At 40.0% G+C, this 13,114-nt stretch carries 13 protein-coding genes; 3 read left to right on the top strand and 10 right to left on the bottom strand.

Going from position 1 to position 13,114, the window contains the following annotated elements:
* The first annotated feature begins 196 nt into the window (after window positions 1–196).
* A complete protein-coding gene (locus tag UB51_RS07350) occupies window positions 197–928 on the top strand; it encodes an alpha/beta hydrolase (RefSeq protein WP_044876754.1) in 732 nt (243 codons plus the stop codon).
* Window positions 929–1,060: 132 nt separating this feature from the next.
* Here UB51_RS07350 and UB51_RS07345 read toward each other — a convergent pair whose 3' ends face one another.
* Together UB51_RS07345 and UB51_RS07340 are read right to left on the bottom strand one after the other, a co-directional pair.
* On the bottom strand, window positions 1,061–1,525 hold the full coding sequence (locus UB51_RS07345) for a low molecular weight protein-tyrosine-phosphatase (protein ID WP_044876753.1): 465 nt from the start codon (window positions 1,523–1,525) through the stop codon (window positions 1,061–1,063).
* 14 nt (window positions 1,526–1,539) lie between these two features.
* Window positions 1,540–2,184, bottom strand: a complete 645-nt coding sequence (locus UB51_RS07340; protein WP_044879953.1) for a trimeric intracellular cation channel family protein — start codon at window positions 2,182–2,184, stop codon at window positions 1,540–1,542.
* A 150-nt stretch (window positions 2,185–2,334) separates the two neighbouring features.
* On the opposite strand from UB51_RS07340, the gene UB51_RS07335 reads away from it, so the two are divergent.
* Both UB51_RS07335 and UB51_RS07330 read left to right on the top strand, forming a co-directional pair.
* Window positions 2,335–2,979, top strand: coding sequence for a thiamine diphosphokinase (locus UB51_RS07335; protein ID WP_044876752.1), 645 nt, complete (start codon window positions 2,335–2,337; stop codon window positions 2,977–2,979).
* 271 nt (window positions 2,980–3,250) lie between these two features.
* Complete coding sequence (locus tag UB51_RS07330; protein WP_044876751.1) at window positions 3,251–3,763, top strand: C40 family peptidase; 513 nt, start codon at window positions 3,251–3,253, stop codon at window positions 3,761–3,763.
* A gap of 106 nt (window positions 3,764–3,869) precedes the next feature.
* On the opposite strand, the gene UB51_RS07325 is transcribed toward UB51_RS07330, so the two are convergent.
* The 8 genes from UB51_RS07325 to UB51_RS07290 form a co-directional block, all read right to left on the bottom strand.
* Window positions 3,870–5,825: an AraC family transcriptional regulator gene (locus UB51_RS07325; RefSeq protein WP_044876750.1), complete on the bottom strand. Its 1,956-nt coding sequence runs from the start codon at window positions 5,823–5,825 to the stop codon at window positions 3,870–3,872.
* A gap of 360 nt (window positions 5,826–6,185) precedes the next feature.
* On the bottom strand, window positions 6,186–7,157 hold the full coding sequence (locus tag UB51_RS07320; protein ID WP_044876749.1) for an iron-siderophore ABC transporter substrate-binding protein: 972 nt from the start codon (window positions 7,155–7,157) through the stop codon (window positions 6,186–6,188).
* Window positions 7,158–7,521: 364 nt separating this feature from the next.
* Complete coding sequence (locus UB51_RS07315) at window positions 7,522–8,211, bottom strand: response regulator transcription factor (protein WP_044876748.1); 690 nt, start codon at window positions 8,209–8,211, stop codon at window positions 7,522–7,524.
* A gap of 178 nt (window positions 8,212–8,389) precedes the next feature.
* Window positions 8,390–9,451: a MoeB/ThiF family adenylyltransferase gene (locus UB51_RS07310; protein WP_044876747.1), complete on the bottom strand. Its 1,062-nt coding sequence runs from the start codon at window positions 9,449–9,451 to the stop codon at window positions 8,390–8,392.
* Window positions 9,452–9,469: 18 nt separating this feature from the next.
* Window positions 9,470–11,026, bottom strand: coding sequence for an ABC-F family ATP-binding cassette domain-containing protein (locus UB51_RS07305; protein WP_044876746.1), 1,557 nt, complete (start codon window positions 11,024–11,026; stop codon window positions 9,470–9,472).
* Window positions 11,027–11,160: 134 nt separating this feature from the next.
* Complete coding sequence (locus UB51_RS07300) at window positions 11,161–12,144, bottom strand: hypothetical protein (protein ID WP_044876745.1); 984 nt, start codon at window positions 12,142–12,144, stop codon at window positions 11,161–11,163.
* Window positions 12,131–12,691, bottom strand: coding sequence for a hypothetical protein (locus UB51_RS07295; RefSeq protein ID WP_044876744.1), 561 nt, complete (start codon window positions 12,689–12,691; stop codon window positions 12,131–12,133). The genes UB51_RS07300 and UB51_RS07295 overlap by 14 nt, the downstream gene beginning before the upstream one ends.
* On the bottom strand, window positions 12,688–13,086 hold the full coding sequence (locus UB51_RS07290; protein WP_044876743.1) for a hypothetical protein: 399 nt from the start codon (window positions 13,084–13,086) through the stop codon (window positions 12,688–12,690). The genes UB51_RS07295 and UB51_RS07290 overlap by 4 nt, the downstream gene beginning before the upstream one ends.
* Between the last annotated feature and the right edge of the window lie 28 nt (window positions 13,087–13,114).

The following is a 13,114-nucleotide window of genomic DNA, read 5'->3' as shown; positions in this document are numbered from 1 at the left end:
TGTTCTATTCGATACGTCAAAGATAATCCACATTTAATTTAAATAATCGAAATTTTGTTATGTATAACAGGATAACAACAATTGTATAACAGTTTCAACAATGTGGAATGGAAAATTTACCAACCTATGACTAACCTATCTTAACTTATTGTTTTCTTGATTGCAAAAAAATAACCTCTATGGATGGTGGAAATTAATGACTGAGTCTCGTTATCTAAAGCGCACAATAGTAAAAGAACAAATACAGAGTAAGTATCTGAATGATACTCGAAATCTGCGAATCTATTTACCTCCTGGATATAACGAAATTATTAGCTATCCCGTCGTTTACTGCCAAGATGGAGAAGAATTTTTCAATTTTGGTAGAATAGCTACTCATGCTAATCGTCTCATTCTAGACGAGGGTACAGAACCATTTATTATAGTAGGAGTAGAAGTAAACACCTCCATTCGAACACAAGAATATGCTCCTTTCGGTAGCCGTTTCGATGCTTATGTGTCTTGCTTTGCTGAAGAGATTATTCCCTACGTAGAACAGAGATATAACGCGCGTCAAACGCCCGAAGAACGAATTATTGCTGGTGACTCTCTCGGAGGTAGTGTCTCTCTTCATTTGGCACTACTATATCCACATTTATTTACACGCGTCATTAGTATGTCTGGCGCTTATTATGATGCCTCCCAAGAAATAATTACCTCAGAGCAAGATTTATCTTGGCTGAGTATCTACATGATAGTAGGACTTCAGGAGACAGAATTCGTAGCAGATACGGGAACCTATAACTTTGTACAACTTAATCGCGATACTAAGGAATTACTTGAGACACGTGGAGCAACAGTGCACTATGAAGAAAAAGAAGGCCGGCATCAATGGGGTTTTTGGCAGAATGAATTACCCGATGCGCTGATGTATTTTTTAAACTCATAAATCTTGAAGAAGGTGAACATATGATAATCGTTTCTCAGGTTATTCGTTCACCTTTGTTTCTTTTATCTATTGAATGCGTTTACATTATATTCGCTAAAAAACGGCATGAATTTACATGCCAATGTGACTAAATTATAGCTTATCTTTGACAATCATGTCCAGTAACACATCACAACCTGCGTTGATCAGGGCATAGACTTCTTCAAAATTACCTGTGAAGTACGGATCTGGCACTTCCCGCAATACTTCATCAGGTAAAAGCTCCATAAAAGGAATAATTACGGCATTCTCTCCACCTGGTAATTTACGGAGATTCCCAAGATTAGCTTGATCCATACACAGCACATAATCAAACTGTTCGAAATCTTTACTCGTTACTTGACGGGCTACCATACCTTCATAGCTAATTTGATATTCATCCAAAATCTTTCTAGTTCCCTCGTGCGGCGGGTGACCAATATGCCAGTCCCCTGTTCCAGCTGAATCCACCTTAATTCGATCTTGTAAATTTTTGCCAGCGATTTTGTTGCCAAGTACTGCCTCCGCCATCGGAGAACGACAAATGTTGCCAAGACATACAAATACAACGTTAATCATGTCTATCTTCCTTTCTAAGCTTGCAATTGATTGTTATCAGCATCAACATTTTTCTTGCTGTGTAATGAACGTCTGGGCAATCTCCATTTAAAAAATACCGAGAACATTCTAAATACAACTACCGCTACAAATAAACCTAAGAGCTGCCATGTGCTATGTATCCAGTTGAGACCAACCGCTGCTCCAGCTATCATGGCCCATACAGCATAGATTTCATCTCGTAAGACCAGCGGCTTGCGACCTGCAAGTATGTCTCGAATAATCCCACCACCACTTCCCGTCATCACAGCTGCCACAATGACTGCGATAAGAGGATGTTTCATTTCAGTCGCATAAATAGCTCCTTGTATTGCAAATGCGGATAGACCAATGGCATCGAATAATGCCTCCGTCTTCTTCCAGTGTTTAATCCAAGCAAGAGGTAGTACAAAAGCGATACCAATCGATATCAGCGCCAAACGAATAAGCAGACCTTCACTCCATAGGGAAGTTACAGGTACGCCTATTAGAACGTTACGGATAATTCCGCCGCCAAAGGCGGTTACAAGTCCTAACACGACAATCCCTAGAATGTCATACTCTTCTTCCATCGCAACGAAAGCTCCTGACATGGCAAAAGCAACCGTACCGATGATACTTAACACTTCAAAAACATGCATATCCACAGTAGCTACCTCTTCCCTAACATGACGCTGTCACTATTGTAGCCGCGACTGGCGAAATTGTACAACTATAAAATCTGAATTATACTAGAATTTCAACCAGTTAATTATATGTAGACTATCGAAGAACGTTAAGGAGAGAAACTAATGAAACAAAAACGAGTTGTCATTTTCTCAGGTGGAAGCTTATCTGATGATTTTTTGAACGAAATTCAACACAATGACTTCATCATTGGAGCTGATCGAGGAGCTCTTTTTCTTATAGAACATGGACTACACCCAGATATATCTGTAGGTGACTTCGATTCTATTACAGTAGAAGAACAAGAAAAGGTCAGATCATACAGTGGAAATATCATTTCCTGTGATCCTATTGACAAAGCACTTTCAGATACAGAGCTTGCATTTGAAATAGCTTTGAAAGAGCAGCCAGAACAGATTCTCCTTATCGGAGGAACCGGTACACGTCTTGATCATACCTTGGCAAACATTCAAATGTTAAAACTTTCATTAGAACATAACATTTCGTGCGTTATTCTTGACACCAACAACTATATCACTATAACGAATTCAACGATTGAAGTGCAGCAACGTAAGGAATATACATATGTATCTCTCCTCCCACTTACTTTAGAAGTAAATGGCGTTACATTGAATGGTTTCGCCTACCCGCTAAGCAATGCAACACTGACAATGGGACACTCGTTAGGCGTTAGTAACCGTCTGATGACACATAAAGGAACTGTATCTATTCAGGATGGGCTTCTTCTTGTCATCCAGAGTAAAGACTAAAGAACAACAATTTTGTAACTAATTGTTTCTCTAACTAAAAGGCCGAAGATTCCTATTCCATCAGGATCCTTCGGCTTTTTAGTTATATTTTTATATCAATGATTAATATTTTGTAACTTTTAATCATTTTTTAATAAACCTACTCAAAGTAGTGGTATGTAAGGTTTTGTGTGATACAAACCAAATTTTAGGTCATTACAAAACTGTTATACTCAGTCCATCACCTTAAAGAAACTATTACTAGAAACTATATTTACGGAGGTACAACATCATGAATAACACATGGATTAAAAAAATCACTACTATAGGAATTTGTTCTACTATTGCAATGTCTTCTATGCTCGCAGTAGGTACAGAGGTTACTCAAGCTGCTACAACTCAAGCTGCTTCTGTCTCTACTACTAAAGCAAAAAATATAATTAACTACGGTAAAACATTCATGGGTAGACCCTACAAGTTCGGTGCTTCAACTTCTACAACTCGTAACTTTGACTGTTCTTCACTTATGAAGCGCATCTACGGCAAATATGGCGTGACTTTACCTCGTTCATCTGTCCAACAATCAAAAATGGGTTACGCTGTATCCAAAGCTAATCTTAAAGCTGGAGATTTAGTATTCTTCTCTAGCGGTAGCCGGGCTAACGGCAGAAATGTTACTCACGTTGGTATATACATGGGAAGCGGAAAAATGCTGCATACTTACGGTTCCCCTGGAGTTACTGTCTCTGATATAAACAAAGGTAACTGGAAAAAAACTTACTTGAAAGCACGTCGCGTTCTTTAGGCAATTTTAAATAATACTCCGACAATCTTTATGATTGTCGGTTTTTATTATTCACAGATTATTGTCTCAAAACTTCACAGCTTAAAAATGGCTAACAACAAAGTAACTATTCCTTTTTCTCTCCTACCAACCAAGCCGCAAGCTCCTCCGACTGAGATAGTGTGGCAATCGGGTCAAAATACCATGAGCGCTCACGCTTCCAAATATATACATGATCATTTTTAACGGCATCAAGCGTTTTCCAGATTGGATCTATCTTCAAATCTGCAAGAGTTTTCGTAGCGGATGTTAATATAATATAATCGCCTGCATAGTCTGGCAATGATTCTCCAGATATTTCTAGAATCTGATCCTTCATTATTTCTTCACCTTTATTAACAGGAGGCTTAAGGCCAAGGGCTTGATATGCAGCTTGACCGCCCCGGCCAAAATTATCACCGAATACTCCCGTGCTTTTCCCCCAATCTTGCATAACAGAGAACGTAGCATCTTGTGAAATCACGTTCTCAACCTTCTCTTTGGCGGCTGCAATACGCTGATCGTATTCAGTTAACCAAGCTTCCGCCTCAGCTTCTTTCCCCAACACCTTACCAAAATAATTAATTTCTTCATGCGTATTTTTTAGTTCACCAAACGGAACAAGAATCGTAGGTGCAATTTTGCTGTATTGATCATATGCCTCTTCATTCCCCGTAACAATCAGGTCTGGCTGCAATGCCAATATTTTTTCTAATGACACACTTTCATATTCCCCAATATTCTCCACACCTCTAAGTGCCTCCGCGAAATATGGATTCCTCAAATTCAATTCTGGTGTTCCAACTGGCTTAACATTTAGCGCAATGAAGCTTCCTAAATATAAATCTACAACAATTCGCTCGGCGTGATCAGGGATTGTAATATCCCCTTTAGTTGTAGAAATCACTCTCGTCTGAGCTTGAGTCTCAGCCATCTTGGCTGGCGTTGATTCCCCATTAGAAGGCACTTTCGATTCCACGGTTGTTGTATTAGAGCTAATTGTCCCCGTAGAGCAAGCACTCATAAATAATGCAAAACAAAACAATAATGTTGCTGCCATTGAAAATTTCAAATCTCTGTACATAGGTAAATTTCTCTCCCCTTTATATTGATAATGATTATCATAACCATCACCAATATAACGCCGGAGTCTACTCGGAACAATGGACGATCTGCTCGATCTATATAGACGATCTGCCCCACTCCTGCTCTCTTTCGTCATCTCTCTAAAACTCCCAGGCGAAACTCCGGAATGTTTCTTAAAGATTCGGGTGAAGTATAATCGATCCGGGTAACCGACACTTTCGGCAATTTCTTGGATCGTCGCATCCGTTTGAATCAATAATTCCTTGGCTTTATTGATTCTGACTTGAATCACGTAATCAATCAGACTGTAACCCGTTTGCTTCTTGAACACTTTAGATAAATTTTTGGCGCTATAATTCAATATTTGTGCCAACTGATCGAGTGTAATTTGCTCCATATAATGCTCATGTATGTAACGAAGCGCTTGTGCTACAAGATCTGGTTTTATCGTATGTATTCCTTGTTTTTGAAGTTGCCGAAATATATCATAAGAAAATTGATAGAATAACGTATTGACATGAAACCGTTCCAACGTATTCGACACTTGCCACTCCTGATCCATCATTTCGACTATATTAAATAAAGGAATTGGGTAATGCGGCGCAAAGCCATATTGAATGTGAAACGGGCTAGTTCTTTCAATAAGAGACAGAATCTCTTGCCTGCACGGAAGAGGTATGATCGCCTTGTAGAAGATTAAATAATACTCAAACTCATCTTCTGCCAAAAAAATGTCCAGGCACATCCCCTTGCCCCCATGCAACACGTTAAATCGTTTCATATCATACTCTATGTCGTCCAACCACACTTTGGCACTACCTCTCGTCGTGTATAGAAATCCGCTGGCTGGCAGTCGATAGGAGCGCAATTCCTCACCAAACTTCATCATTTCACGACGTACATCCAAGACCTTGATGGAAGCGTGGTTCCATAACATGATCTGGTCATTCCATTCCATCTTCTCACTTCAACTCCTCAAACGCTTTCTTAGCGCTTTCGTACAACGCGGTGGCGAGAAAAATCCAACCGATTGATGAGAAGCTCAATTACTTCCATATAGATTCCCGCGCAGCACGTATTAACAAGTATAATAAATGATAACCATTCTCAATGTCAATTATTTTATGCCCAAGATCGGATATAGAACACGGTGGACAATTAAAATCATCGTCCACCGTCAAATTTGAATGTATCTTTGCCTATCGATCAGTACTTAGGCCAGAATTGGCAGACGTTCCATCTTCCGACGTCTATCTCCTTCGCAAGATGTTCTCGAACACTTGCCTTATATCTTTCCCAGTTTGCTCGAAAACATGGTTTATTTGCCCAGTGCTTTCATAACTTCTTCGATTCCGTCGATTTTGGCGAGTGCCATCGGTCCGGGGAGCGATGGATCATCTAGTTCATACACATGGTTATTTTTCACCGCATTCATGCTATTCCAGACCCTACTGTCTTTCAAAGCCTTCAGAACACCTCCTTGAATTGGGTTTTGCCAATTGTTGATAACAAAGAGATGATCCGGATTCAACGCGGCTAGGCTTTCCATAGATAGTTGCCCCTTTATTGATCCACCGTTCACTGGCTTGAGTCCAAGTCCATTGTAAAAAGGATCGAACCTCCCATCATTCCAAGTGATAAACTGTTCCTTACCGGTGTACATCATGAACAGAACAGACTCATGACTTCGAAAAGCTAACTTCTCTTTATAATCCGCAGACTTGCGGTCAAATTCAGCCAATACGCTTTTGGCCTTGTCCTCTTTACCAATGACTTCAGCAATTTGCTGCAGCGTCTTCCGCCAATCATCCGCTTGCGGCAGAATAACAGTCGGTGCAATCTGGCTTAGCTTATCATATTGATCCGTCATATCATCCGCTGCAATTATTAAATCCGGCTGTGAAGCCAGCAACTTCTCCAAATCAACCTCCATACCAAGATCTATGATCTCTTTCCCTGCCACACGTGCGCTCAAACTCGGGAAATTATCTCGGATTGTCTCAACTCCTTGCGCAGCAATCGGGTATTCATCCAAAACTGCTAGATAATCGACAAATGCGATGTACGGTGTCGCAATTTTAATCGGCTTAGATTGAATCACACTCTCGCCCTTCATATGCTTGATCGTTCTAGGGAACAGTGAAGAAACGATATTCTCTTTGTTACTTGAAGTCTCCTTCGCATCTTCTCCCTTCACCACATTACCCGAATTCCCCTCAGCACAGCCCACTACCAGCAACAAAATCATTGAAAATGCTACTATCATCCAAAGCGTTCTAATTCCGCGCATCTTCTTCCATTCCTCCCTTTTTAGCCACTTATCAACACAGATTCATGAGTGTTTTACGTTTATTTGATAATGATTTTCATTATCAAATAAAACGATACTATGTTTATAAGTCAGACTTCTACCAGTAGGCGGAATACGATACTGGTTAAACGGATAAATTTTGTCAGACTAAAACAACTACTCCGAAGAATAGTTTAAATGTAGGCTGCATTTATGAGGTGTTAATGATGGTACTTACAGATCTCTTCCTTCTCTTTTTTCATAGAAATATAAGCAAAGTATAGGAATACTTTTACTTTCTTATAATGGTCAGCCCGGGTTCGTCTATACTATCAAGGGAGACAAATTCACTCTGCGAAGTTGTCTACGATTCAGGCTCTTTTAATATATAACCCACACCACGAACGGTATGAATCAGTTTATGATTATATCTTTTATCTAATTTAAGTCTTAAATGCCATATATACACATCTGCTGCATTGGTTCCGAATATAAAATCGTAATTCCAAACATGTGTAAGGATATCCTCTCGACTACATACTTGATTCACATTCCTTACTAAATATAATAGTAGCTCATATTCCTTTGGAGACAATGAAATAACATCATCACCGCGCATTACCTTTCTACTTTTTGGTTCTAAGCGTAAATCCCCAACAACAATAGGAGCCTTATAACTATCCCTTTCTGTGGAGAAGATGTCCAATAAGTTCTGAATACGTGCTATCAATTCTGCAATTTCAAAAGGCTTAGTTATATAGTCATTAGCACCCGCGGCAAAGCCATCCACTACATCCTCTGTCCTAGTAAGATCAGATAAGATAATGACAGGAAATCGTCTCCCTCCTGTTCTAATCCGACTTACCACCTTATAGTCTGAGTCCATCTCTGTCTTATCTAATAGAAGCATGTCTATTTCATACTCCTCAGCATATTTGATTCCCTCTGAATCATGATGTACAAGATATACTTCGTATTCTTGAGCATTCAAAGCTTCGACCGTCTGATTCGTTCGCTCACCGTTGTATCCCACATACAAAATTTTCTCATTCACTGGGTACCCCCATTCTTTTACAATGTGACTTCTGATGCCATATTACGAAACCCTGTCATACAATCCAACCTAAGTAAACAGCTTCTATGTATTTTGCTCAAATCCAAAAAATCCATTCCCTAATATAAGGAATGGATGCGGTAGATTTAATTTAATAATTGTTTGTTTTATACATTTTCTAGCCAAAATAACGATGATATAGGGTTCTGGCTTCAGTAACGTCTTTCGTCCCATGCACCAAGGCTCTACCATCTGGGAATATAACAAGTCTAAAAGAACCCACTGTAAACGACACTAAAAATGGATTACTCTGTACTTGTCCTTCTCGAAGATTAGATAAGCGTAATGCTATCGTCTCCAGATTTAATGACTGGCGCTGAGCTGGGCGAATCTGCACACTATCTCGTCCACATAACACATCGCTTTTTTCTAAATTGGATGCAGACAAATAAGGGTACGTCGCTTGGCTACCACAAGAGAGACAATCTTCTTTCTTCGCGCTATCCACACCAATCGTAACATATTCATTACGCCACAAGTCAAAGGAAAGCAACTTACGCCGTAGAGCTTCTGGATGACCACTAAGAAGCTTTAACGCTTCTACCGTCTGATTCGCAGTCACCATCTGAACAGCCTGCGGTATGATGCCAGATGTATCACAAGTATCACCACCGAGCGGAACAGCACCAAGTAAACAATTCAAACAGGGTGTATCTCCAGGAAGAATGGTATAGGTAATCCCATAACTACCGACGCATCCTCCATATATCCAAGGGATCTTGTACTTCTGTGAAATATCATTAATCATCAGACGTGTATCGAAATTATCCGTACCATCCATGATTAGATCTACATCAGAGATTAAACTTTCCATCTCCTCCACTCGTACATCTAACACATAGGTGTCCACAATTACTAATGAATTTATTTGTTCCAATCGACGTTTCGCAGCTATCGCCTTGGGGAGTCGCTCAGCTGCATCATGTTCAGTGAACAATTGTTGCCGTTGTAAATTGCTCCATTCCACATAATCCCGATCAGCTAGGGTGATGTGTCCTACGCCTGCACGAACTAAAGTTTCAGCAATGGAAGTTCCGAGCGCACCTGCACCAACTATAAGAACATGGCTTTCACCTAGCTTTGTCTGACCTTGGACACCTAGCGGAGCAAATCTCTCCTGCCTTGAGTAACGTTCAAATACATCAGATGTACCTTTACGATCATTTCCTCCGCTCGCCATTCTTATCCCCTCTCCGTACTACTTCTTCTTACTAGCAGACCATTCTTCTACGTCCCAAATTTTCGTAACCCAATCCTCATAGAATTCTGGTTCATGGGATACGAGAAGTACAGTTCCTTTAAACTCTTTCAAAGCCCGTTTCAACTCTGCTTTAGCTACGATATCCAAGTGATTCGTCGGCTCATCAAATAGAATCCAGTTCGCCTCATGCATCATTAACTTACAAAGACGCACCTTAGCTTGTTCTCCCCCACTAAGCCTACTTAGAGGACGTGTAATATGCTCGTTCTTAAGTCCACAACGCGCAAGATGTCCACGCACTTCATTTTGGTTCAGGGACGGAAATTCATTCCACACGTCATCGATTGGAGTAATATTTTCTGCGATGGCCTCCTGCTCAAAATAAGCTGGTTGTAAAAAATCACCCAAGTATGTTCTTCCGCTAAGTACGGGTATTTTACCAAGAATAGATTTAAGCAATGTCGATTTACCCACACCGTTACAACCTACAATCGCAATTTTCTCCCCACGTTCAATAATCATGCTCATCTTAGGAAGTAATGCATGGGTATAACCAATCTCGAACTCAACACCCTCAAATACAGTCTTAGCGCTAGCTCGTGATTCCTTGAAATGGAATGAAGGCTTAACCGCTTCTTCTGGTTTATCAATACGCTCCATTTTATCTAATTGTTTCTCACGGCTCTTAGCCCGGGTAGATGTAGAGGCGCGCGCTTTGTTGCGTGAAATGAAATCCTCTTGTTTCTTAATGAACTCCTGTTGTTTCTCATAAGCCTCAACGTGTTGATTCTTATTCAGGCTAGACATTTCAAGGAACTTCTCATAGTTCGCTGTATACCTTGTCAGTTTCGAGAATTCTAAATGATAGATCACATTCACGACTTGGTTCATAAACTCTGTATCATGGGATATCAACATGAAGGCATGAGGGTAATTCTTCAAATACTGAGTCAACCAATCAATGTGCTCTACATCTAAATAGTTGGTAGGCTCATCAAGCAGTAGCACATTTGGCTTCTCAAGCAACAACTTCGCAAGCAATACTTTAGTACGCTGCCCACCACTTAATGAAGTAACGTCACGCTCAAGTCCAATAACATTAAGGCCTAATCCGCTCGCCATTTCCTCGACTTTCACATCGATCAAATAGAAGTCACCAATTTCTAGCTGCTCTTGAATATCACCCATTTGCTCTAACAGTAATTCTAATTCCTCAGGAGTTGCATCTCCCATCTTCTCTGTGATTGCCAGCATTTCCGTCTCTAGCACTAGAAGGGGAAGGAAGGCATCTTTGAGAACATCGCGTACTGTTTTACCCGGTGTCAACTTAGTATGCTGATCCAAATAACCAAAACGAACTCTAGGAGTCCATTCTACTTTTCCAGTATCTTTAAGTAACGTACCCGTCAAAATATTCATTAATGTGGACTTACCAACACCATTAGCACCAACAAAGCCAACATGTTCTCCATCCAAAAGACGAAAAGATACATCTTTAAATAACGTTCGCCCTCCAAAGTTATGGGAGACATCTTCTACAGTTAATAAGCTCATCTGTCCTCTTTAACTCCTATCTATAGTAAAAAATCATTATAATCTCATCACGAAGATCATCAAGATTTCATTGTAACATAAATAGGAGACTTGCTGAAACTAAGTATTTTAAATTTTCATGTTTAGGGTGCAACTTAATTATCACATGTTTTCTCATAATAACCTGCTGCCGCCGCATCCTTTGCACTATGGTATACCTCATCTATCCGCATCTGCGGAAATGAACAGGAAGCCCTGTAGAAATATTTAATACCCGTCACCTTGTCTACTCCTCCGTAAATATCAGGTACCTTCACTAATCTACCCCCACCTAATGCATAATCGTTATAGTAACGATCTCCTACAGGTATACCTTGTATAAAGGCCATCATCCCGATATCATCCACCGAATTATTCCATTCTTCTTGAGAAATCGTTGGTAATGTAAATAAATACGAAATTCCATTACGTGCAGCCCATTCATTATGACGGTTGATATAATAAGCTAAATCTTCCTGAATCAAGGATACAATAGTAGCTCTCCGCACTTGCTCGAACTTGTCATGTTCTTGTAGTAATGGAATCGCCGTGTCTTTACCTATTTCCTCCACCTGTCCCTTTACCCACTTAGCCAAGACTGCATCATAGGCTTCGATATACTGATCCAGTGTAAAGTGAATACTGTTCCCCATTGCATCACTATAGGTATATGGTTTCTTTGCCAACCATAGTGGCTCTCGGAGAGTGTTACCGTTGTGATCTTGATATTCACCTGATGTATACACGTAGTACCCATCATAATCCATGATGACGATTACAGGTATATATGTCTGAAGAGTCCCCTGAGCAACAGGATCATCCTCAATATCCATATTCATGTATAACGTATGCTGAAATGTACTTAAAGCTAGCTCCTTGTCAACTCTGAAATACTTCTCAGAATGGTATCCCGCTTCTAATTCCTGCTGTTCATTCATATTGAGAACTCGCCCCCCATCCTGGACAGCCGTTCGCAGAGCAGATCTGTATTTCATTTCTAATAACTGTACTTCTCTTTGGTCTTGTACATGGAACCCCATAATCATAAATAGTGGGAACATCATACATACGAAGATAATGGAGAAATCAGTAATCTTCATTCAATACCATTCCTCCATAAGGAAATACAATGACCGTACGCCCATCGGATAATTCCCTTACCCCATATAGCAAATCAGACATGATTGTGCCTGGAGTAACATTAATATTCTTAACCGTAACTTTAAAGAAATCCCCAACTACCATTTTGTATATTCGGGACTCACTATCCTTTGGTAAACTGCTCTCCGGAAATAATCTAGCTAATATAGTCTCTTCATAATAACCATCATAAACAACACTATATTTGTCTTGAAATGTAGTCGCATTTGCAGCGTCAGAGTACTCAGGATGATACTTCTTATGTCGGTGTTCCATCTGAACCTCATATTCATTTCCCGTTACGTGAAGACTCTGTAAGAAATCATTGTACATCGTTGGCGTAACATACCCTTTCACTCTTACAGCGTCTACAAACTGAGTAACCACGTTGTAAACAACAATTTGAGATAAATCATCTTGCCGTTTGGCTCCTTCAGCCGTGGGATAAATATACAAGAGAAGCAATGCTAGAATTACACTCACAAACTTGGAAACGGATTGAGTCATGTGCTTGTCCTCTTCAATACCGTGAATATAAGTTTAGTAATATTTCCACTTCCATCTCTTATATAACTAACCTTGTACATTTTCCCCACGTCAATTCGGGTATAATCCGCGTCTAATATCTCTATACCAGAAAAGATGTATCCATCCACTTCAATTACGGTCCCTATACGCTTGCTTTCACTAAGACTATATAACACCTGAGAACCACTGTATATTTCAGAACTACTTGTACGAAGTGTCACCTGTATACTTTGGGACTGACCCTGATTTCTATCTGAAACGCCCTGTAATGTTCGATCCATTTGTTTTAACATGTTCAAGGATATCCAGCTTGCACCTACAAATACGACTAGGGAGGTACTTAGAATAATCATACTTTGTGCATTTTCTGACATCGGCTACTTCCTCCCCCATTCTTCGAAT

This window comes from Paenibacillus sp. IHBB 10380, from assembly GCF_000949425.1.
In the GTDB taxonomy this organism is placed as follows: Bacteria; Bacillota; Bacilli; order Paenibacillales; family Paenibacillaceae; genus Paenibacillus_AQ.
The sequence above is the reverse complement of the archived record's forward strand: the minus strand, read 5'-3'. Positions and strand labels throughout refer to the sequence as shown.

Coding starts and splice junctions, on each gene's coding strand:
- UB51_RS07350 (WP_044876754.1), top strand. CDS start 197: ATGACTGAGTCTCGTTATCTAAAGCGCACAATAGTAAAAGAACAAATA.
- UB51_RS07345 (WP_044876753.1), bottom strand. CDS start 1,525: ATGATTAACGTTGTATTTGTATGTCTTGGCAACATTTGTCGTTCTCCG.
- UB51_RS07340 (WP_044879953.1), bottom strand. CDS start 2,184: ATGCATGTTTTTGAAGTGTTAAGTATCATCGGTACGGTTGCTTTTGCC.
- UB51_RS07335 (WP_044876752.1), top strand. CDS start 2,335: ATGAAACAAAAACGAGTTGTCATTTTCTCAGGTGGAAGCTTATCTGAT.
- UB51_RS07330 (WP_044876751.1), top strand. CDS start 3,251: ATGAATAACACATGGATTAAAAAAATCACTACTATAGGAATTTGTTCT.
- UB51_RS07325 (WP_044876750.1), bottom strand. CDS start 5,825: ATGGAATGGAATGACCAGATCATGTTATGGAACCACGCTTCCATCAAG.
- UB51_RS07320 (WP_044876749.1), bottom strand. CDS start 7,157: ATGCGCGGAATTAGAACGCTTTGGATGATAGTAGCATTTTCAATGATT.
- UB51_RS07310 (WP_044876747.1), bottom strand. CDS start 9,451: ATGGCGAGCGGAGGAAATGATCGTAAAGGTACATCTGATGTATTTGAA.
- UB51_RS07305 (WP_044876746.1), bottom strand. CDS start 11,026: ATGAGCTTATTAACTGTAGAAGATGTCTCCCATAACTTTGGAGGGCGA.
- UB51_RS07300 (WP_044876745.1), bottom strand. CDS start 12,144: ATGAAGATTACTGATTTCTCCATTATCTTCGTATGTATGATGTTCCCA.
- UB51_RS07295 (WP_044876744.1), bottom strand. CDS start 12,691: ATGACTCAATCCGTTTCCAAGTTTGTGAGTGTAATTCTAGCATTGCTT.
- UB51_RS07290 (WP_044876743.1), bottom strand. CDS start 13,086: ATGTCAGAAAATGCACAAAGTATGATTATTCTAAGTACCTCCCTAGTC.